Consider the following 21,008-nt stretch of genomic DNA (forward strand, 5'->3'; position numbering starts at 1 on the left):
CCCCAGTGCAATCACACTGCCGAACCAGATAGCGATCAACCAAAGAACCCGTCGATACCAAGGGGAGGATGGGTTTTGCGTGACCGACTCTTCACTGGTCCGAGCGTTACCACTGTCAATGGTAGCCATCGCCGATCCTCACTTTCCCGCGAAACACGTAGTAGCTCCAGCAGGTGTACATCAGGATGATGGGCAGAATGAACAACGTGCCGATCAAGATGAACAGCTGGCTTGAAGGCGGCGATGCGGCCTCCCACAAGCTGATGGAGGGCGGTACGATATTCGGCCAGATGCTGAAGGCCAGACCGATATACCCCAGGAAAACCAGCGCCAACGTGAACACAAATGGCCAGTGCGAGTGATAGTGGCGTAACGACCTGAGCAACCCCAAAAGCGCCAGCACCCCGAGGATCAACAACCCACCAAAGACCACGGTATGCGCATGCGTGAACCAGCGAGTCGCAATCTCCGGATGCAGCATCGGTGTCCAGACACAGAGCACCGCCACGACCGTCGTGAGGGTGAACGCCAGCGGTCGAGTGTAGTGACGCATGCGTGATTCAAGCATGCCTTCGGTCTTGACCAGCAACCAGGTACTGCCCAGCAGCGCGTAGGCGACGATCAACCCGAAACCGCAGAACAGTGGAAACGGTGACAGCCAGTCCAGGGTGCCGCCTGCAAACTGCCGATTGACCACCGGAATTCCAGCGATATAGGCGCCAATCACGATGCCTTGGCAAAACGTTGCCAGGAGCGAGCCGCCGATAAAGGCCATGTCCCAGATGTGACGTTTTTCAGGACTGGCCTTGAAGCGGAATTCAAACGCCACGCCACGAAATATCAACCCGGCCAGCATGAAAATCAGCGGCAGATACAACGCCTCCAGTATCACCGAGTAAGCCAACGGAAACGCACCGTAAAGTGCCGCCCCACCGAGTATCAGCCAGGTTTCGTTACCGTCCCAGACCGGCGCGACGGTGTTCATCATCACATCGCGTTCCTGCCTGTCCGGGATCAGCGGGAACAGGATGCCCAACCCCAGATCGAAGCCGTCCATGATCACGTACATCATCACCCCGAAGGCAATGATGACGCCCCAGATCAACGACAGATCTATACCTTGAATACCCATGATCTATCCCCTTGCTCAGTTGACGTGATCGCCGGACGCGAACGTCTCGGAGATGGCGGACAGGGGGCGGCGTGGCGTACGCTCCTGGCCAGGACCGCCTTGAGGCGGATGCTCGTGATGTGGCTGCGGGCCTTTGCGTACCAGCTTCATCATGTAGCCGATGCCCACTGCGAAAACCGAGAAGTAGATCAACACAAATAGCGCCAGCGAAACGCTGAGCTGCGTGACCGTGTGGTTTGAAGCCGCATCGGCGGTTCGCAGAAGCCCGTAGACGATCCACGGCTGCCGGCCTACTTCGGTAGTGATCCAGCCCGCCAACATCGCGATAAGACCGGTCGGCCCCATGAACAACACCAGGCGCAGGAACAGGCGGTTGCGGTACAGCGCTTCATTACGACGTAAAACAAGACCCAGCAAACCGGTGAGGATCATCAACATTCCAAGCCCGGCCATAATCCGAAAGCTGAAGAAAATGATGGTCGCGTTAGGACGGTCCTCTTTTGGGAAACTCTTGAGCGCGGGGATCTGTTTATCCAGGCTGTGGGTCAGGATCAGACTGCCCAGGTAAGGGATTTCCAGCGCATAACGGGTCTTCTCGGCCGCCATGTCCGGGATACCGAACAGCACTAGCGGCGTCGGCTCGTTACCGATGTTTTCCCAGTGCCCTTCCATGGCGGCAATTTTCGCCGGTTGATGTTCCAGGGTATTCAGACCATGGGCATCACCGACCACCGCCTGGATCGGCGCCACGATCAACGCCATCCACAACGCCATCGACAGCATTTTGCGCACCTGCGGCGTGTCATTTTTACGCAGCAAATGCCAGGCCGCGGAAGAGCCGACAAAGAACGCCGTGGCCACGAACGCAGCGATGGCCATATGCGCCAGTCGGAAAGGGAACGACGGATTGAAGACGATGGCCAGCCAGTCCATCGGCATGATCCGCCCATCCACGATCGAGAAACCCTGTGGCGTCTGCATCCAGCTGTTGGAGGCCAGAATCCAGAAGGTCGAGATCAACGTGCCGATGGCGACCATCACCGTGGCAAAGAAGTGCAGCCCTCGCCCTACCCGGTTCCAGCCGAACAACATCACCCCAAGGAAGCCGGCCTCGAGGAAAAACGCCGTCAACACCTCATACGTCAGCAATGGCCCGGTAATACTCCCGGCGAAGTCAGAGAATCGGCTCCAGTTGGTGCCGAACTCGTAGGCCATGACCAGCCCGGAGACCACCCCCATACCGAAGTTGACGGCAAAGATTTTCGACCAGAAGTGATACAGGTCCTTGTAAACCGAGTTGTTGCTTTTCAGCCAGAGCCCTTCGAGGACCGCCAGGAAACTGGCAAGCCCGATGGTGATGGCCGGAAATATGATGTGAAACGAGACCGTAAACGCGAATTGAATTCGCGCCAGGTCGAGCGCTCCCGGATTTAACATGACGATACCCTCATAGTGGCCCGATGCGCGTGCACACAGAGCCCGGCCGCAATGAGCCTCATGGCTCGCTGCGAACAGATTTCCAATGATCTGGTGAGGCCGGGGTGGTAATCACGCCACCCCGGCCAGACTCAAGCGCCGAAGGACTGGATCAGGTTGCTGGCCTGTGCCTGTTCAAGGCGAATCGCGATGAACTTCGAGGTCGGCGTGAACGTCCGGTCGCCGTAGCTTTCCAGCGGCACCAGCGGGTTGGTTTCCGGGTAATAGGCGGCGGCCTGACCGGGCGGAATGTCGTAGGCGATCAAGGTAAAACCGCTCACTCGACGCTCACGACCATCGCCCCACAGCGAGATCATGTCGACCTTTTGCCCCGGTTCGTAACCCAGCTTGCGAATGTCCTGCTCATTCACGAACACCACATCGCGCATGCCGTAGACGCCGCGATAACGATCATCCAGTCCGTACAAGGTGGTGTTGTACTGATCGTGGGAACGCATGGTTTGCAGGATCAGGTCCGGCTTCACGTCCAGGTTGCGCACGCCTTCGCTGACCAGGTGTTCCGGCAATTCGCTGGGGGCAAACTGCGCTTTGCCAGTCGAGGTATTCCAGATGCGTTTGGCGGCATCGTTACCCAGGTGAAAGCCACCGGGGTGCAGCAGTTTTTTATTGAAATCCTCGAAGCCGGGAATGGTGTCGGCAATCAGGTCACGGATGCGACTGTAATCGGCGACCGCCCAGAGCCAGTCAATCGGGTGCTTACCCAGGGTTGCGTTGGCAATCCCGGCAATGATCGCCGGCTCCGAACGCATCAGCGGTGATTTGGGTTTCAGCTGGCCGTGGGAAATGTGCACCATGCTGAAGGTGTCTTCTACCGTCACGCCTTGCGGACCTTCCTCTTGAATGTCGATATCGGTGCGTCCGAGGCACGGCAAGATCAAGGCCTCACGGCCAGTGACCAGATGGCTGCGATTGAGCTTTGTGGCGATGTGCACCGTGAGGTCGCAGTTGCGCAGTGCGTCATGCGTGCGCGGGCTGTCGGGGGTCGCCTGGGCGAAGTTGCCGCCCAGGCCGATGAAGACTTTCGAGCGCCCCTCTTCCATCGCCGCAATCGCCATCACCGTGTTATGCCCGTGTCGGCGCGGAGCCTTGAAGGCGAAGCGTGCTTCCAGCGCATCGATAAACTCGGGCGGTGCCAGTTCGTTGATGCCCATGGTCCGGTCGCCCTGCACGTTACTGTGCCCGCGCACCGGCGACAGCCCTGCACCTGGGCGACCGATGTTGCCACGCAACAACTGCACGTTGATGATCTCCTGCACGGTCACCACCGAGTGAGTGTGCTGGGTCACCCCCATCGCCCAACACATGATGACCCGCTTGGCTCTGCGGTACATGCGGGCCGCCAGTTCGATGTCCRCCAGCGACAGGCCGGACTGCTCGACGATGTGTTCCCAGGTCGTGGCGTCAACTTCGGCCAGGTAGGTTTCCAGGCCCGAAGTGTGCTCGGCGATGAACGCGCGGTCGAACACTGCCTCGCCGTTGTTCGCCAGCGCTTCACGTTCCCACTGCAACAGAAACTTGGCGATGCCGCGCATCGCCGCCATGTCGCCACCCAATGCCGGACGAAAGTACGCAGACGAGGTCGGTTCGGAGCCGTTGGTGAGCATTTCCAGTGGATGCTGCGGATGCTGGAAGCGTTCCAGGCCACGCTCTTTCAGGGGGTTRAAACAGATCACCTGCGCGCCCCGCTTCACCGCTTCGCGCAGAGGCTCAAGCATCCGCGRGTGATTGGTGCCCGGGTTCTGGCCGATGACGAAAATCGCGTCGGCTTCCTCCAGGTCATCGAACGTGACCGTGCCTTTGCCCACGCCGACGCTGTCATCCATGCCCAGGCCGCTCGCCTCGTGGCACATGTTCGAACAGTCAGGGAAGTTGTTGGTGCCATAGGCGCGAACGAATAGCTGATAGAGGTAAGCCGCTTCGTTGCTGGCCCGACCGGAGGTGTAGAACTCGGCCTGATCCGGCGACGTCAGCCCTTTCAGATGTTTGGCGATCAAGGCAAACGCATCGTCCCAGCTGGTTTCGACATAACGATCAGCAGAGGCGTCATAGCGCATGGGATGAGTCAGGCGCCCTTGGTATTCAAGCCAATAGTCACTTTGCGCCGCCAGCGACGACACCGTGTATTTGTTGAAAAACGCCGGGTTGACCAGGCGGCCGGTGGCTTCCCAGTTGACCGCCTTGGCACCGTTCTCGCAGAACTTGACCATGCCATTTTCCGGCGACTCGCCCCAGGCACAGCCCGGGCAATCGAAGCCGCCGTTCTGGTTGGTCTTGAGCATGGCTCGAATGTTCTTGAACGCGTTTTCGCTGCCCAGCCAGTTTTTGGTCACAGCAATCAGCGCGCCCCAGCCAGCGGCCGCCCCCTTATACGGTTTATAACGTTCAACTTCGCTCATGATACTTCTCCAAGACGTGCACGCAGGCGTCAACCTGATGTCAAGTCGTTGTTAATTGCTGTTGTTGTGCGCCTATAAAAATGCGGATTTATTTAGCGTCAGGTTATTCGCAGTTAATCGCTTAAAGGGCCCAATTCAGGAGTACGAACCCAGACTATTCCGCGCAATACACACCTGTCTAATTGCAAATAATGACCAGATCATCGAAACGATCTATCAAGGAAATAATCACTGGAAATCAACAAATTACATATTTAAGACAACATGAATCTGAGCCACTTTTCTCTCGATAGATCCCATTGATCAATCAGTTGTTAATAGTGATTAGACGACGACTTTAAACGACCTTAGTCTTGGCTCAACAAGGCCCTCTATAGCAGTGGCTTTCCAAAACCAGCGCCATGGCCGATAGACCTGGACCGCTGATGGGGGTTGAGATGTCAGATCGAATGTTGATGGATGGTTTTTCCCGGCGGGTCGACTATCTCAGAATGTCTGTGACCGACCGGTGCGATTTCCGCTGTGTCTATTGCATGGCCGAGGACATGGAGTTTTTGCCGCGACAGCGCGTATTGACGCTGGAAGAGATCTATCAATTAGCTGAAAGCTTTGTGGCGCTGGGCACCCGGAAAATCCGCCTGACCGGTGGTGAACCGTTGATTCGCCCCGGCGTTGTAGATCTCTGTAAACGGATTGCCGCGCTGCCGGGGCTGCGTGAACTGTGCATGACCACAAACGGTTCACAGCTGGGCAAGCTCGCGGCACCGTTATTCGATGCGGGGCTCAAGCGCCTTAATATCAGCCTCGACAGCCTGGACGCCAAGCGCTTTCGCGAACTGACCCGCACGGGTGATCTGGCTACCGTCATCGGCGGAATTGACGCAGCGAATGCGGCAGGTTTTCAACACACCAAACTCAACTGCGTCGTCATGAAAGGCCGCAATGATCACGAGATAAACGATCTCGTAGGCTTTGCGATCGATCGTGGACTGGACATTTCCTTCATTGAAGAGATGCCACTGGGTGTGATCAGCGAGCACAGCCGCGCCGGCGCGTTCTTTTCAAGCGCGCAGGTGCGCAAGCGGATTGCCGAACGCTACACCCTTATCGAGTCCGCGGAATCGACCCAGGGCCCTTCGCGCTATTGGCGCCTGGCAGAAGCGCCGCATATTCGCCTGGGGTTCATCTCGCCCCACAGTCACAACTTTTGCGCTACCTGCAATCGTGTTCGGCTGACCGTCGAAGGCCGACTCCTGTTGTGTCTGGGCAATGAGCATTCCGTGGACCTGAAGGAAGTGCTTCGCCGCTATCCAGGAGAGCCGGRGCGCCTGGAGAACGCAATCATCGAGGCGATGAAAATCAAGCCGTACAGACACAACTTCGAACTCAATGATGAGGTGCAAGTTGTTCGTTTCATGAACATGACCGGCGGATAGCCTGCCCCGTTTTCAGATCATTACTCTCTAGAAGGCTGTCTCCCATGATCGTTAGAGCCAAACCTAACCTGATCAATGTCCTGATTTCACTCAAAGGCTCGATTGCCAAGCGTATCGCCCTGCGCAGCCTTCTGGTGACACTCCTGGCCTCTGCTATTGTCCTGGTCGAAACACTCCATCCCGCGTACTTCTCGAAGGTCAATGCCACCCCCTTCACACTGTTGGGGCTATCACTTTCAATCTTCATGAATTTTCGCAACAACGCCTGCTACGACCGCTGGTATGAAGCGCGCAAAGCGCTCGGTGCGATGGTGATGGATGTACGCTCGATGATCCGGGAAACCCAGGTCATCAAGGACAAACAGCAACGCAGCAAGGTATTGCTCGACCTCTGCGGGTTTGCCCACGCGCTTAACGCCAAGCTTCGCAAAGAAGACGAACTCAGCGCCGCAAGTACATGGCTCAGCAAGTTGCCCTCAGCCAACACCCCGAACATCCCTGAACGGATCCTGCGCCAAGTCGGCCAACAGTGCTCGACGCTCGCCGAATCCGGTGAGATCAACGAATGGCGTTACACGCTGATGGCCAATCACCTGACCAATCTGACCACCACGCAAACGACCTGTGAGCGAATCAAGAGCACGCCACTCCCGTTCCCTTACACACTCCTGTTGCACAGGACCATTTACATATTTTGCATCTTGCTGCCCTTCGCGATGGCCGAGCCACTGGGTTGGCTAACGCCCGTGTTCACCGCGATTGTGAGTTATACGTTTTTTGGGCTGGATGCCATTGGCGACGAATTGGAAGACCCCTTTGGTCGAGATGAAAACGACCTTCCAACCAATGCCATCGTGCGTACCATCGAACGTGAAGTGCTTGACGCCCTGGGTGCGACAGAACTCCCTCCGATGCTACAGCCCGTGGACTTCGTGCTGGACTGATTCGCCCTCACTACCCATCAGGCACCCGCTGGGGTGAAGGATAAACATGAACGAATTCAATCATCCCGTTTCCGCGACGCTGACTCATCTGGATGCCGAGGGCCGGGCCAACATGGTCGATGTCAGCGAAAAAGACCCGACAAACCGTGAAGCTCAAGCGCAGGCCTGGATACGGATGCAACCCGCTACGTTGAAACTTATCCAGCAAAACGGRCACCCCAAAGGTGRCGTGTTTGCGGTCGCTCGAATCGCCGGGATCATGGCGGCGAAGAAAACCCATGAACTCATTCCGCTGTGTCACCCACTTATGCTCAGCGCCATTCACATCGAACTGCAGGCCGTTGAGCCCGACCGCGTCAGAATTGTGAGCACCTGCCGACTTAACGGCAGAACAGGCGTCGAGCTGGAAGCCCTCACGGCGGCGAGTGTGGCAGCACTGACGATCTACGACATGTGCAAAGCCGTCGACCGAGGGATGATCATCGAGAGCATCCAGCTGCTCAGAAAACACGGCGGAAAATCCGGTAACTTTGAAGCGAGTGACGCTCAATGATTCTGATCAACTACTTTGCGCGTTACCGAGAACAACTCGGCATTGGCGGAGAAAAAATCGCGCTGACCGCGTCATTGCAGAGCATTGACGATGTCAGAAAACTGCTGATCGCCAGAGGCGAGGTGTGGGAGCACGTCCTCGGGGAAACCAGCCTCATGTGCGCGCTGAACCAGGAGTTATGTACGCTCGACGCCGCCATCGAAGACTTCGATGAGATTGCCTTCTTCCCCCAAGTGACGGGAGGTTGAGCGATGACGGTTCAGGTCCAGACCGAGATATTCAACCTGAATGAACTGAACAGCCATTTGCACGCCGAAGACCCTGGCGTTGGAGCCGTGGCCACCTTCGTCGGCTATGTCCGGGATATCAATCAGGGGGAAAAGGTCAGCAGCCTGTTTCTCGAGCATTATCCAGGAATGACCGAGCGATCATTGCAACGCATCGTCGACCAGGCCAATGAACGGTGGCCTCTTCAACGAGTGAACATCGTTCACCGCGTGGGTCTTTTGAACGTCGGTGACCCCATCGTGTTTGTCGGCGTTGCCAGCGAGCATCGACAGGCGGCCTTTGATGCCTGCGCTTTTTTAATGGACTACCTGAAAACACGAGCACCCTTCTGGAAGCGTGAAGAAACCGGCTCCGGTGACCGTTGGGTATGCGGCAGAGAGAGTGATCAGCTGGCAGCACGTCGCTGGGAAGGTGGCGATGGGCGCTAGCGGTAGGAGCCCCCTCAAATAATTGAGGGGGTGGATAGATCGCTTAGAACAAGTCGCAGAACGGAATAAACCGCGCCGTGTCACCGGCCTGTAGCGTGCAACCCTCTGGAATCTCGACCAGTCCATCAGCCCAGGATGCGCCCAGCAACACGCCGGAACTCTGGTTCGGATAGAGCACGGCGCACCCCGCCTCCAGCCTGGCTCTGAGGTATTCCCTGCGGCTTCCGGCTTTGGGCCAATCAAAACCGACGCTCATCGGGAAGCTCAAGGGCGTGACGTCTTCGACGCCCTGGATACGCAACAGATAGGCGCGGGCCAACAGTCCAAACGTCACCAGCGCCGACGTCGGGTTTCCTGGCAGGCCAATGACCGGCACCGTGCCAAAGTGTCCTACTGTCAGTGGTTTCCCCGGCTTGATCGACAACTTCCAGAACAGTGGTTTACCGCATTCACGCAGCACCTGCCCGAGACAATCGGCGTCACCTGCGGAGACACCGCCGGTGGTGAGGATCACGTCTGCAGCGTGCTGCAACTGTTCGAGTTTGAGCCGCGTCTGCTGTGACTGGTCAGGGAGAATGCCGGCATCGATGACCTCACAACCCAGTGCACTTAACCAGTGGCTTAACAAGGTGCGATTGCTGTTGTAGATACAGCCAGGCTTCAAAGGCATGCCCGGTTCGGCCAGCTCATCGCCTGTGGAGAGCAGCGCAACCCGTGGGCGCCGTACGACATCCACATGTGTACATCCCTGTGCCGCGGCGATAGCCAACTCGAAAGGCCCCAGTCGTTTGCCCGCACGGAGCAAAACCTGCCCGACACGGTTCTCCTGGCCCTGCGGTCGAATATTCTGGCCTGCCGCCAGTGACTGTTTGAAACGTACCCGGCCATTCTCCAAAAGCTCGACGTTCTCCTGCATCTCGACACTGTTGGCACCCTCGGGTACCGGCGCCCCGGTAAAGATTCGGGCACAGGTTCCCGGTAACAACGCTTCGGGGGCCTGACCGGCAAGAATTCGTTGTGACACGGCTAACGGCTGCCCGCTCCAGTCGTCCACATTCAAGGCATAACCATCCATGGCACTGTTCGGCCAAGGCGGAAGATCGAGGGTTGCCACCAGGTCACTGGCCAGCACCCGTTGCCGTGCCTCACTCAGCGGTACCGGCTCGCTTTCATGAAGGCGTTGCGCTTCGGCCATCGCCAGCAACCTGTCGATGGCCTCCTCCACAGGCATCAGTTGAGACTGGCTCATCCCCGCGTCCCGCAGGCTTGCACAGGCTTGAGGTGCGGCACGAAATTGCACGGTCTGTGACGTGCATCCAGCTGCTCGGCAAGAATGCCTTCCCACGCAGTTCGACAGGCGCCGGTCGAACCTGGCAGGCAGCACACCAGCGTGCCGTTGGCCAGCCCGGCCAAGGCCCGGCTCTGAACCGTGGAGGTGCCGATATCGAGGATGGAAATCGCCCGAAACAGTTCACCAAAGCCATCAATCTGTTTATCCAGCAAGCAGGCCACCGCCTCAGGTGTGCTGTCGCGACCGGTAAACCCGGTCCCCCCGGTAATCAGCACGACCTGAATATGTTCATCGGCAATCCAGGTGGCTACCTGCGCGCGGATTTTATACAGATCATCCTTGAGCAAGTTACGCTCACTCAGGGTGTGCCCCGCCTCCAGCAATCGACTGACCAGCAATTGCCCAGAGGTATCGTTGGCATATTCACGGGTATCACTGACGGTCAGCACAGCCATATTCAACGGTACAAATAACGCATCCGACTTAACGCTCATGTCATTCTCCGGCAGGCCATATTGAAAACAATTGCCAGAGGCTAATTCGCTAAAACAGTCAGTGTCTAATCGTTCTGGCCTACCGGTTTATCGAGCACCTCTATCGAAGGCTTTTTATCCGCAGTCATACTTTATTTTAATTAAATTCGAACGCGATAGAGCCAATCGATCGGCCGGTCAATACATGTGATTGGACTGACAAGCAGGACAGTGAGATCGTTTGCTGACCCAACTCTTCGTGTTTTTAATCAGGACACTTACCTGCTTTACTGACATCAATTTCATCCCTCGGCAGGTGCCATTGTGGACATCAAGCAACTCAAATTCCTGATCGCCCTGGAACAGACTCGACATTTCGGSCAGGCCGCTGCGCGCTGCCACATYACTCAGCCSACSCTGTCCATGCGCTTGCGCAATCTTGAGGATGAACTGGGCCTGGAACTGGTCACTCGAGGCCAGCGCTTTGAAGGTTTCACCCAGGCCGGTGAACGCGTGCTGGCCTGGGCGCGAACACTGCTCGCTGCGCATGACGGGCTGTTCGCCGAGGCCGCTGCGTGTCGCGGTCAGTTAGTCGGCAATTTGCGCCTGGGCCTGGTGCCTCTCAGCGGCTTTAATCCCATCAGCTACGTTCAGGAGCTTTCCCATACGTTCCCGGAACTCAAGTTCAGTCTGTCATCGATGAGTTCGGACCAAATCATCGAAGGGATCGGTAACAACCAACTGGATCTGGGCATCTGTTACCTCGATCACGTGAATCCCAACTATCTGGATTTTTTCGAAATTGGAGAGACCCGCGTCGGCTTGCTGTACGACACGCGCCACTTCCATTTCGAAGGAACGGAAATGAGCTGGGAAGACGCTGCCGAGCTGCCATTGGGGATGATCAGCAACGGCATGCACTATCGAAAATCCATTGACCTGAGTTTTCGCAGCCGCGGGCTGGACCCACAGCCAATACTCGAAACCGATTCGACTTATCAGTTGTTCCAGGCGATTCATGACGGTTTTTGCTGCTCGATCATGCCACTGAGCAGTGGCCTGGAAAATCCTATTGAGAACCTGGCCTTTATCAACCTTCCAGATGCAAGTGTTCTCGCGCCCCTGGGTCTGGTGATGCGTAAAACCGAACCTCGCTCGGCCATCGCCGAGAAATGTTTTGCTGAAGCTCTGAAGCTGTTTGCCGCAAAGAGCTGATCGAAGATTCGGCATGCGGGTCAGCTTGTCGGCGTCCACTGCATTGACCGTGCAGTGGGCAGTCAAGCACCAGCACTTCATTCGCCAACGCGATGTCTTGCCCGCTTTCAACCACCGACAATGCGTGGTCGTTGGCTTGCCCATGCCTACGAACAGGCGAGCCGCTGGTTCGAGCGCTGCCCTTCGCCGCTATTAAAATAAGCAAACCCTTCCAACTATAGGATTAGCCTATAAAAACTATAAGTCATCGATCTTGGACGCTATAGCTGTGCGCGTTCATTCTTTCAGCCAACCACAACGGCAAGGTACTTCACCATGAAAGAGTTGATCGATGGCTTCCTCAAGTTTCAGCGTGAAGCGTTTCCACAGCGCTCCAGCCTGTTCAAGCACCTGGCCTCTACCCAGTCGCCTAAAACACTGTTCATTGCCTGCTCCGACAGTCGTGTCGTGCCGGAGTTGCTGACTCAGCAAGAACCCGGCGAACTGTTCGTGATTCGCAATGCCGGCAACATCGTGCCGTCCTACGGCCCCGAGCCTGGCGGTGTCTCCGCCACGGTCGAGTATGCCGTTGCCGTACTGGGTGTCACCGATGTGGTGATCTGCGGGCACTCCGATTGCGGTGCGATGACCGCCATTGCCCAGTGCAAATGCCTGGACCACTTGCCCGCCGTCGCCAATTGGTTGCGCTACTCCGAAGGCGCCAAGGTGATCAACGCCGGCCGTTCTCACAGCACTGACGAAGCGCGCCTGACCTCACTGGTCAAAGAGAACGTCATTGCTCAACTGGCCAATCTGCAGACTCATCCCAGCGTTCGCCTGGCCCAGGAGCAAGGTGCGTTGAATCTGCACGGCTGGGTCTACGACATCGAAAGTGGCGGCATCGACGCGCTCGACGGTGTCTCCCGGCAGTTCGTCTCGATAGCCGATTTCCCGGACACCTGCGCCATGCCCGCCCGGGCTGTCGCCAACGTCGCTTGAACCACACACCCCATCAATCCGCAGGAGAAGCACCATGCAACAGTCCCATGCTTATCAAGACCCAACGCTGGCCCTGACCGGCAAAATCCTCGAAGCCAAGGCCCGCAAGGACCTGTCCTGGGAAAACCTGACTGAAGGCACTGGCCTGAGCCTGCTCTACGTCACGGCTGCCCTGCTCGGCCAACACCCACTGCCGGAAGCGGCTGCCAAAGTGGTTGTCCAGCACCTGGACCTGGACAACGACGCCGTCGCCCAGTTGCAAACCATCCCGCTTCGCGGCTCTCTCGCAAGCGGCGTACCGACCGATCCGACCATCTACCGTTTCTACGAGATGATCCAGGTCTACGGCACCGCCCTGAAGTCGATTGTTCACGAGCAGTTCGGTGACGGCATTATCAGCGCCATCAACTTCAAGATGGACATCAAGAAGGTCGAAGATCCCGAAGGTGGTTCCCGTGCGGTGATCACCCTGGACGGAAAATTCCTGCCTTACAAACCGTTTTAAGCTGACGAACGTGGGCCGGCATCAGTCTGCCGGCCTACTCCAAACGCATTTCTGGCGCCTTCAGTCATCCACGTTATAGTTGAAAGAACCCAAACCACGTGGAGGGGGTATGCGCCAGATTGTCAGCAAGGAACCCTGGTGGGCTACGCCGCCGAAGCCCGGGCAAGATGAGTCAGAGCTGGAGTGGGGTTGGCTGGTCACCTACAACGAGGGCGAGCCGCGTTTCGAGTTCGTGAAAGAGCGGCCAACGGATAACGAAATCCGTAATCGCAAGAGTTGCCGAATCACTCTTCCGGAATAACCGGGGCGCCATCCGGGGCGAGCCTGCATCCTTTTCAGGCCCGTCTGACATCCGGATGATGCGACATACTTCACACGTTTACGATCATCTCGAAACCGCCGAAGATCATCCGTTGACCATCGAAAGGCATTGAATTATCCAGCGATTTAAGCCTGGGATCTTCCATGAACTTCTGCATGCCGGTGTCACGCGTTTGACGGTCCGGCCAGATGATCCACGAAAACACCACAGTCTCGTCTTCCTTGAGTTTCACCGCCATCGGGAACGAGGTCAGTTTGCCTTGGGGCACATCATCGCCCCAGCATTCGGTCACGCTCAGCGCGCCGTTTTCCTTGAAAATGCCGGCCATGAACTCGGCGTGTTGCTTGAATTTATCGCGGTTGGCGGTGGGTACGGCGGCAACAAAGCCATCGACATAGGACATGATCACTCTCCTCTTTGAAATGCGTCATCGATTTACCGGTTAGTCGATCTGCTAGAGCGCAAATCGACCGACCTTTCAGGCGAACCGACCAACGGGCATTTCCGCGCCTGCTAGAGCAGGAGTTGCTTCTGACGCTCTGCCAGGTCCACGGCGAAATGGCAGCCGTGGGGTTCGCGGGTGGTGAGTTCCACTCGCCAGTTCTGGTTGGCGCAGATCCGCTGAACCAGCGACAGCCCCAATCCCAGCCCTTCGCCCCGATGTTCGTCGCCCCTGACAAAGGGCTGGAACATCGCATGGCGTTTTTCTTCCGGAATGCCGATACCGCTGTCTTCCACGCTGAAGCCATGATCTCGCAGGGTCAGGCGAATGAAGCCATGATCAGTATAGTGCCAGGCGTTGCGCAGCAGGTTGCCCATCACCGATTGCAGGAATGTCAGGTTGTAGTAGGTGTTTGAGGTCTGCTCGTCGAGGTAGATGAACTCCAGGCCTTTTTCCCGGATCAGCCTGCCCCAGATCTCCGCCAACGCATCGGCGACCTCTTTCAAGGAGGCGTTGCCACCGTTACCGGCGTCGTTGTCCCGGTCACGCGCCAGCATCAGGAACGTGTCGACCAGCTGTCGCATTTCATCGCTGGCCCTGGCAATACGGCTGACCTGGGCCATCGAGCGCTGATCCAGGGCACGATTGCTCAACAACAGCTCACATGAACTGGCGAGCACCATCAATGGGGTTCGCAATTCGTGGCTGACATCACTGGTGAAGAGTTTTTCCCGGCCCAGTGCCTCACGCAGTCGGCCCAGGGTTTGATCAAAGGACACCGCCAGCTCGCCGACCTCGTCGACGGCGTACTCGGGCGCCAGCGGTGGCGCGAGCTCCAGTAGCTGATCGCGGTGACGCACCTGACGCGCCAAACGGATCACCGGGGCCATGACGCGTCGCGCCAGCAGCCACCCCAACAGAATCGCCAACAGGATGCTCAACACGAACCCGACTATCACCACCGCGTACAGCACGCGTTCGCGTTGTTCATGGCTTCGCTGATCTTTCAGCAAGACGTATTGGCGCCCTTCGACCACCTTCACCATGGCGTAGTAGTCCTCACCGCCAAAGACGATTTCCTGAAACCCCGGCTGCAGCGCCTTGAGCTGTTCGTCCGGGGTCATTTCACCTAGTCCGCCCTCAAAGAAAAACAGCTCGTCTTTTTCCGGTCGATGGGTCCAGTCATCGGTGTTGTCCATCAGCAGCAGGCGTTGCAGCCCACCGCTCAGGCTGGTGGTGGTGAGCTTTCTTTCAACGATATGCACGGTCGCGACAATGCCAACCGCAAAGACCCCTGCGACAAACGCAGTCATCAGTGCGAAAACAATCACAATCCTCTTGGTCAGGCTTTGTTTGGAATCCATGTCTTTCCAGTGTTTGAATGCCGACGTCACACCTTGATGGCCTGCGCGACGAGTTTTTGGCTGCGACGCCGACGCTCAAACCAAAGGTAGACGACCGGGGTGGTGTACAACGTCAGGATCTGCGAGACCGCCAGGCCGCCGACAATAGCAATGCCCAATGGCTGGCGAAGCTCCGAGCCGGCACCGTGGCCGAACGCCAATGGCACCGCGCCAAGCAGTGCCGCCAGCGAGGTCATCAGGATCGGCCGCAAGCGCAACAGGCACCCTTCGCGCACGGCGTCTCTGGCAGACAGGCCACGCTGCTGGGCCGACAGCGTGAAGTCAACGATCATGATCGCGTTCTTCTTGACGATGCCGATCAGCAAAATAATGCCGATCATCCCAAGGACCGACAGGTCCTGTCCACAGAGCATCAATGCCAGCAGTGCACCGAACCCGGCGGATGGCAGGGTCGAAATGATCGTCAACGGGTGAATCGCGTTCTCGTAGAGCACGCCCAGCACGATATAGACGGTCAAAATGGCCGCCAGAATCAGCCAGGGTTGTGATTTCAACGAGTCCTGGAACGCCTGGGCGGTGCCCTGAAAACTGCCGACCACAGAGTCGGGCATCGCCACCGCCAAAGACGCCTGGTTGATCGCGCTGACTGCATCGCTCAGGGCTTGGCCGGGCGCCAGGTCAAACGACAGGGTGATGGCCGGAAATACCCCTTGGTGGTTGATAATAATCGGCACCTGCTCGGTCTTGATGCTCGCCAACAGGTTCAATGGCACCAGGGTTCCGGAGCTGGCGCGTACGTATAAGTGTTCCAGCGTGGCGGTGGATGTCTGCCAGTGCGGGTCCAGTTCGAGAACCACATGGTTCTGGTCGAGTTGGGTGAACATCGTCGCGACCTGACGCTGCCCGAAGGCGTCGTACAGCACGTCGTCGATGGCCTGCACCGTCACGCCCAGACGGGCGGCCGTGGCACGGTCGATCACCAGGGTTGCCTGAGCAATGGCCTGTTGCTGGTCAGAGGTCACATGTTGCAGTTGCGGCAAGCTCTTGAGTTTTTCCAGCAGCACCCCGCTCCAGTGATCCAGCTCTGCGCTGTCCGGGTCCTGAAGGGTGTACTGGTACTGGGTTTTACTGGCGCGGCCACCGATCTGGATGTCCTGGTTAGCCTGCAAGTAGACCTTGACCCCGGACAGTTGATCGAGCGCTGGCTGCAGACGGCTGATCACCTTTTGGGCACTGTCGGTGCGCTCGCTGAACGGCTTGAGGTTGATCATCACCTTGCCCTGGCTGACCGTCGGGTTCGGGCCGATCCAGAAATACACCTTGGCCACCGCCGGGTCATGACCGACGACTTCGGCGACACGGTTGACCTGTTCACGCATGGCCATCGGCGWAATATCGGCAGCGGCTTCGGCGACGCCCTGGATCAGGCCGTTGTCCTGCTGCGGGAAGAAGCCCTTGGGAATGCTCACGTACAACACTGCGGTCGCCAATAGCGTGGCCAATGCCACGCCGAGGGTCAGACGCTGATGGTCGAGCACCCAGTCGAGGCTGCGGCGATAGCCATTGTGCAGGCCGGTGAACGCCCGCTCGCAAGCCTGGGCGAAACACCCCTCCTCGCTCTCGGCATGCGGTTTGAGCAGCCAGGCACACAGCATCGGGGTGATCGTCAACGAGACGATGCAGGACATGATGATCGCCACGCTGACCGTCACCGCGAACTCGCGCATCAAGCGCCCGACGATCCCCGACATCAACAGGATCGGCAAGAACACCGCGATCAGCGAGACCGTCATCGAGACAATGGTGAACGCCACTTCGCGCAAGCCATCGACCGCCGATTGCAGGCGTGACTTGCCCATTTCCAGATGACGCACGATGTTTTCCATCACCACGATGGCGTCGTCCACCACGAAGCCGACCGCAATGGCCAGGCCCATGATCGACAGGTTGTCGAGGCTGTAGCCGAGCAAATACATCACGCCGAAGGTCGACACCAGCGACAGCGGAATGGTCAGGCTGGGAATCAACGTGGCGGTGGCCTTGCGCAGGAACACGAAGATCACCACGACCACCAGGGCAATCGACAGCAGCAAAGTGAACTGCATGTCGTTAACCGAGGCTTCGATGGTCTGGGTACGGTCGCCGACCACCTGAACCTGCACGTCGCGAGGCAACGATGCCGTCAGTTCGGGCAACTTGGCCTTGATCGTGGCGATGGTCGACAGCAAGTTGAAACCCGGTTGTTTGTGAATGTCGACGATCACCGTCGGCTCACCGCCCAATTGTGCCGCTTGCTGGGTATCTTCGGCACCGGCGATTACCCGACCAAGGTCACCGAGCTTGATCGGCATGCCGTTTTTATAGGCAATCACCTGATCCCGATAATGCTGTGGGTCGAGCATCTGGTCGGTCGCGCCGAGCGTGACGGAACGGGTCTGCCCGTCAAGGGTGCCCTTGGGCTGATCGACGGTACTGACGCCGATCACGCTGCGCACGTCTTCCAGGCTCAGGCCCCGTGCGGCCAGCGCATCCGGGTCGATCTGAATCCGCACCGCCGGTTTTTGCTCACCGTGGAAATCCACCAGGCCGACGCCGGGCATCTGCGACAAACGCTGGGCAATGTAGTTGTCCGCGTAACGGTCAAGTTCCGGCAGCGTGCGCGTCGGTGAGGTCACGGCCAGTGACAACACCGTCCCTTCCGCCGGGTTGACCTTGTTGAAGGTCGGCGTACTGGTCATGGTCTTCGGCAGGTTCGGTGTGGCGGTGTTGATCGCGGTCTGCACATCCTGCGCAGCGCCGTCGATGTTCCGCGACAGGTCGAACTGCAACACCACCTGGGTCTTGCCGGCCGCGCTCGATGAGGTCATCGAGGTGACTTGCGGAACCGCGGCAAAAGCTCTTTCCAGTGGTGTCGCGACCGATGAAGCCATGGTCTCGGCGCTGGCCCCGGAGAGTTTGGCGGTGACCTGAATGGTCGGAAAGTCCACCGTAGGCAACGGTGCTACCGGTAACTGGAAGTACGCGAAAGCGCCCAGCAACATCACCCCAAGCGCCAACAGGCTCAGGCCCACGCGTCGTTGAATCAGTCCGGCGAGCCCTTTCATCGTGCGCTCTCCACCGGCGTGGCAGCCGCCAGCGCAGCGGCTTCGTCAGCCTTGATCGGTGCGACTTTGACGCCTGGCGCAATGCGTGACTGGCCTTGCACGACAACCGTTTCTCCGGCGGCCAATCCCTGACGAATCCACTGCTTGCCATCGACCACGGCGGCTGCATCGACCTGACGCGGTTGCACCCGTTGGTCAGCTCCGACCACATAGACAAAATTGCCCTGACGGCCGAACTGCACGGCATTGGCCGGCACCACCGTGACGTCCTGACGGGTGTTGACCAGCAAGCGTGCGCTGACCAATTCGCCAGGCCACAACTGGTTGGTACTGTTGTCGAACTCGGCCTTCAACTGGATCTGACCGCTGGCGGCAGCGACCTGGCTGTCAATGAAGCTCAGACGGCCGCGAGCGATTTCCTGATGGCCGTCGCGGGTCATGGCGACCACCTGTAAGGYGCCCTTGGCGTTTTCTTCAAGGATCTGCGGGAGTTCGTCCTGGGAGACGGCGAAAGCCACCGAAATCGGGTTCATCTGGGTAATGGTCACCAGCCCCGTGGCTTCCGCACCGTGGGCGATGGCGCCGACGTCCAGCAAGCGCTGGCCGGTACGCCCGGTCAGCGGGGCCTTGACCTGCGTGAATTCCAGTTGCAGGCGCGCGGTATCGAGTGCTGCCTGGTCGGCCTGCACCGTGGCCTGTTGCGCGGCCAGTTCGGCGCGATAGGTGTCGACGTCCTGGGTCGGCCCGGCCTTGGCGGCCGCCAGTTTGCTGGCCCGGTCCAGGCTCACCCGCAGGTTGGCCAGTTGCGCCTGATCCTTGGCCACCAGTGCTTGCGCTTGAGCGACCTGAGCCTGGTAAACCCGTGGATCGATCACCGCCAGCAAACTGCCGGCGTTCACGGTCTGGCCTTCCTTGAACAGGACTTTCTGCAACTCGCCATCCACCCGGACCCGCACATTGACGCTGTTGAGCGGCTGGACGTTGCCAATCGCACTGAGCCAGATCGGCAGGTCCTGCTGGCTGACTTGCGTCAGTTGCACTGGCACGGCGGCGGCTTCGGTTTTGGCCGGTGCAGCCTGAGCCCGCTTGACCCACTGAAATCCACCTGCACCTGCGCCCAACAGAAGAATCAGTAGCGCCCAGGAGAGTGCTCGATGGCGAGGGTTCGCAACGCGTTGCTTAGCATTCATGGGTGTGACGCCTGAGAAGGAGAAAGGGAAGCAAGAGTGTCGGGGGTGAAATCACCGCCCAGCGCCCGGAACAAACCGACGGCGGCCAGCAGGTGTTGCAGGCGTACCTGCAACAGCGTGTCTTCGGCCTGATACTGGGTGCGCTCGACGATCAACAAGGTCTGGAAATCGGTGGAACCCAGTCGATATCGCACCTGCGCCAACCTCGCGGCCTCGCGGGCGGAGTCCACCGCGGCCTGATTCAAGGCGAAGCTTTTATCCAGTTCGCGGGTGGCGCTCAGTTGGGTTTCGACGTCTTGCAGCGCCTCGATCACCGATTCACGGTAACTGGCGGTCAGTTCCTGCACGTGGGCCTGATCAACGTGCAATTGACCTGTGAGCTGGCCGCCGGTGAACACCGGTTGGGCCAATGTGCCGACGACGCTCCAGATGTTGCCGCCGGCAATGGTGTCGATACCGCCAATCAGGTCCAGCGACAGATTCGGCAAGAACGCCGCACGGGCGACCCCGACATCGAAATTGGCCGAGACCAGTCGCGCTTCGGCTGCTTGCACATCGGGCCGCTGACGCAGCAGGCCGATGGGCAGTCCAGCGGACGGACGTGGCATCTGCAAACCGTCAAGACCGAAGCTTTTCAGGTGGAAACCTTGCGGCGTCTCGCCCACCAGTACCGCCAATTGGTAGAGCGCCAGATCGCGTTGCTGACGCAAAGGTGGCATCGCCGCCTCGAAGGTTTGCAAGGCGTTGCGTTGCTGCGCCACTTCAAGATTGGACACGGCGCCCTGGCTGGCCTGGACTTCGACCAGATCGAGTACCTGCTTGGCGTCGTCGGCTATCGACTGGGCCAGGCGCAGCCGTTCTTCCAGCGACAAGACCTGGAAGTAGCTGTCGGCGATGCTCGCCCCCAGACTCATGCGCAGGGTTTGCGCGTCGAACACACTGGCATTGGCCAGCGCGTCGGCAGAGTCGGCAGCAGCGCGCTGCTTGCCCCAGAAGTCCAGCTCGTAGGTCGCTTGGGCGAATACGCTGCTTTTCTTGGTGGTGCCGTAATTGTTCTGACGCTGGACATTGCCGCCCAGTGCCAGCGTCGGATATTGCCCGGCGCCGACCACCTGGGCCGAAGCGCGTGCCTCTTCGATGCGGCTGGCCGCGGCTTTAAGGCTGTAATTGGCCGAGAGGCCGCGGGTGATCAGGTCATTCAGTTCGGCGCTGTGGAATTCGCTCCACCACTGCCTTCCCCGTGCCGCGGCCGTTTGCCCGGCGCCATTCCAGTTTGCCGCCAGCGGCAACTCCGGTTGATGGTAGGCGGGCACCATCGAGCAGCCACCGAGCATCAATACGCCCAGCAACACCGATATTGATAAAAAGTTACGCCTCGATGAGGTTGCAACTGACATTGGCACGCGATCTCCGGCTGAAACGATTGTGGAGCACGTCCACGAATCAGCCG

At 58.5% G+C, this 21,008-nt stretch carries 20 protein-coding genes; 9 read left to right on the forward strand and 11 right to left on the reverse strand.

Annotation, left to right across the window (positions count from 1 at the left end; genetic code table 11):
* The 4 genes from AC1DH9_RS01050 to AC1DH9_RS01065 all read right to left on the reverse strand — a co-directional run.
* A partial coding sequence (locus AC1DH9_RS01050) for a DUF2474 domain-containing protein (RefSeq protein ID WP_477807678.1) occupies nt 1–129 on the reverse strand: 129 nt, incomplete at its 3' end.
* Complete coding sequence (gene cydB, locus AC1DH9_RS01055; protein ID WP_427540179.1) at nt 116–1,132, reverse strand: cytochrome d ubiquinol oxidase subunit II; 1,017 nt, start codon at nt 1,130–1,132, stop codon at nt 116–118. The genes AC1DH9_RS01050 and cydB, both read right to left, overlap by 14 nt.
* 15 nt (nt 1,133–1,147) lie before the next feature.
* Entirely contained in the window at nt 1,148–2,569 is a 1,422-nt protein-coding gene (locus AC1DH9_RS01060; protein WP_427540176.1) for a cytochrome ubiquinol oxidase subunit I, read from the reverse strand.
* Nucleotides 2,570–2,700: 131 nt separating this feature from the next.
* Nucleotides 2,701–5,025, reverse strand: coding sequence for an FdhF/YdeP family oxidoreductase (locus AC1DH9_RS01065; RefSeq protein WP_477807672.1), 2,325 nt, complete (start codon nt 5,023–5,025; stop codon nt 2,701–2,703).
* Nucleotides 5,026–5,462: 437 nt separating this feature from the next.
* Here AC1DH9_RS01065 and moaA point away from each other — a divergent pair, with 437 nt between their 5' ends.
* The 5 genes from moaA to moaE are packed head-to-tail and all read left to right on the forward strand — an operon-like array spanning nt 5,463 to nt 8,674.
* Nucleotides 5,463–6,461 carry a GTP 3',8-cyclase MoaA gene (gene moaA, locus AC1DH9_RS01070; RefSeq protein WP_477807679.1) on the forward strand — a complete coding sequence of 333 codons (999 nt, stop codon included), beginning with the start codon at nt 5,463–5,465 and terminating at the stop codon, nt 6,459–6,461.
* A 44-nt stretch (nt 6,462–6,505) separates the two neighbouring features.
* Nucleotides 6,506–7,405, forward strand: a complete 900-nt coding sequence (locus tag AC1DH9_RS01075; protein WP_427540170.1) for a bestrophin family protein — start codon at nt 6,506–6,508, stop codon at nt 7,403–7,405.
* A 46-nt stretch (nt 7,406–7,451) separates the two neighbouring features.
* A complete protein-coding gene (moaC, locus tag AC1DH9_RS01080) occupies nt 7,452–7,958 on the forward strand; it encodes a cyclic pyranopterin monophosphate synthase MoaC (RefSeq protein WP_477807673.1) in 507 nt (168 codons plus the stop codon).
* A complete protein-coding gene (locus AC1DH9_RS01085) occupies nt 7,955–8,206 on the forward strand; it encodes a MoaD/ThiS family protein (RefSeq protein WP_427540164.1) in 252 nt (83 codons plus the stop codon). Before moaC ends, AC1DH9_RS01085 begins: the two co-directional genes overlap by 4 nt.
* A gap of 3 nt (nt 8,207–8,209) precedes the next feature.
* Nucleotides 8,210–8,674, forward strand: a complete 465-nt coding sequence (gene moaE, locus AC1DH9_RS01090; RefSeq protein WP_427540161.1) for a molybdopterin synthase catalytic subunit MoaE — start codon at nt 8,210–8,212, stop codon at nt 8,672–8,674.
* A 43-nt stretch (nt 8,675–8,717) separates the two neighbouring features.
* On the opposite strand, the gene AC1DH9_RS01095 is transcribed toward moaE, so the two are convergent.
* Nucleotides 8,718–9,923, reverse strand: coding sequence for a molybdopterin molybdotransferase MoeA (locus tag AC1DH9_RS01095; protein WP_427540158.1), 1,206 nt, complete (start codon nt 9,921–9,923; stop codon nt 8,718–8,720).
* On the reverse strand, nt 9,920–10,459 hold the full coding sequence (moaB, locus tag AC1DH9_RS01100; RefSeq protein WP_054597440.1) for a molybdenum cofactor biosynthesis protein B: 540 nt from the start codon (nt 10,457–10,459) through the stop codon (nt 9,920–9,922). Before moaB ends, AC1DH9_RS01095 begins: the two co-directional genes overlap by 4 nt.
* 303 nt (nt 10,460–10,762) lie before the next feature.
* Between moaB and AC1DH9_RS01105 the strand changes: the two genes are divergently transcribed.
* From AC1DH9_RS01105 to AC1DH9_RS01120, 4 genes are all read left to right on the forward strand, one after another.
* The gene (locus tag AC1DH9_RS01105; RefSeq protein WP_427540155.1) at nt 10,763–11,653 is read left to right on the forward strand and encodes a LysR family transcriptional regulator; all 891 of its coding nucleotides are present in this window, start codon (nt 10,763–10,765) and stop codon (nt 11,651–11,653) included.
* 315 nt (nt 11,654–11,968) lie between these two features.
* Nucleotides 11,969–12,631, forward strand: a complete 663-nt coding sequence (locus AC1DH9_RS01110; protein ID WP_427540152.1) for a carbonic anhydrase — start codon at nt 11,969–11,971, stop codon at nt 12,629–12,631.
* Between the two features lie 34 nt (nt 12,632–12,665).
* The gene (gene cynS, locus AC1DH9_RS01115) at nt 12,666–13,136 is read left to right on the forward strand and encodes a cyanase (RefSeq protein ID WP_427540150.1); all 471 of its coding nucleotides are present in this window, start codon (nt 12,666–12,668) and stop codon (nt 13,134–13,136) included.
* Between the two features lie 109 nt (nt 13,137–13,245).
* On the forward strand, nt 13,246–13,437 hold the full coding sequence (locus AC1DH9_RS01120) for a hypothetical protein (protein WP_427540148.1): 192 nt from the start codon (nt 13,246–13,248) through the stop codon (nt 13,435–13,437).
* Between the two features lie 70 nt (nt 13,438–13,507).
* Here the strand turns inward: AC1DH9_RS01120 and AC1DH9_RS01125 are convergent, their stop codons facing one another.
* The 5 genes from AC1DH9_RS01125 to AC1DH9_RS01145 all read right to left on the reverse strand — a co-directional run bounded on the left by AC1DH9_RS01125 (nt 13,508) and on the right by AC1DH9_RS01145 (nt 20,955).
* On the reverse strand, nt 13,508–13,861 hold the full coding sequence (locus tag AC1DH9_RS01125; protein WP_429538066.1) for a DUF1428 domain-containing protein: 354 nt from the start codon (nt 13,859–13,861) through the stop codon (nt 13,508–13,510).
* A gap of 110 nt (nt 13,862–13,971) precedes the next feature.
* Nucleotides 13,972–15,264, reverse strand: a complete 1,293-nt coding sequence (locus AC1DH9_RS01130; protein ID WP_427540143.1) for a sensor histidine kinase — start codon at nt 15,262–15,264, stop codon at nt 13,972–13,974.
* A 26-nt stretch (nt 15,265–15,290) separates the two neighbouring features.
* The gene (locus tag AC1DH9_RS01135; RefSeq protein WP_477807674.1) at nt 15,291–18,368 is read right to left on the reverse strand and encodes an efflux RND transporter permease subunit; all 3,078 of its coding nucleotides are present in this window, start codon (nt 18,366–18,368) and stop codon (nt 15,291–15,293) included.
* Complete coding sequence (locus tag AC1DH9_RS01140; RefSeq protein ID WP_477807675.1) at nt 18,365–19,558, reverse strand: efflux RND transporter periplasmic adaptor subunit; 1,194 nt, start codon at nt 19,556–19,558, stop codon at nt 18,365–18,367. Before AC1DH9_RS01140 ends, AC1DH9_RS01135 begins: the two co-directional genes overlap by 4 nt.
* A complete protein-coding gene (locus AC1DH9_RS01145; protein WP_427540134.1) occupies nt 19,555–20,955 on the reverse strand; it encodes an efflux transporter outer membrane subunit in 1,401 nt (466 codons plus the stop codon). Before AC1DH9_RS01145 ends, AC1DH9_RS01140 begins: the two co-directional genes overlap by 4 nt.
* Nucleotides 20,956–21,008 lie beyond the last annotated feature (53 nt).

The sequence above is a fragment of the Pseudomonas sp. 05T35 genome (assembly GCF_056396605.1).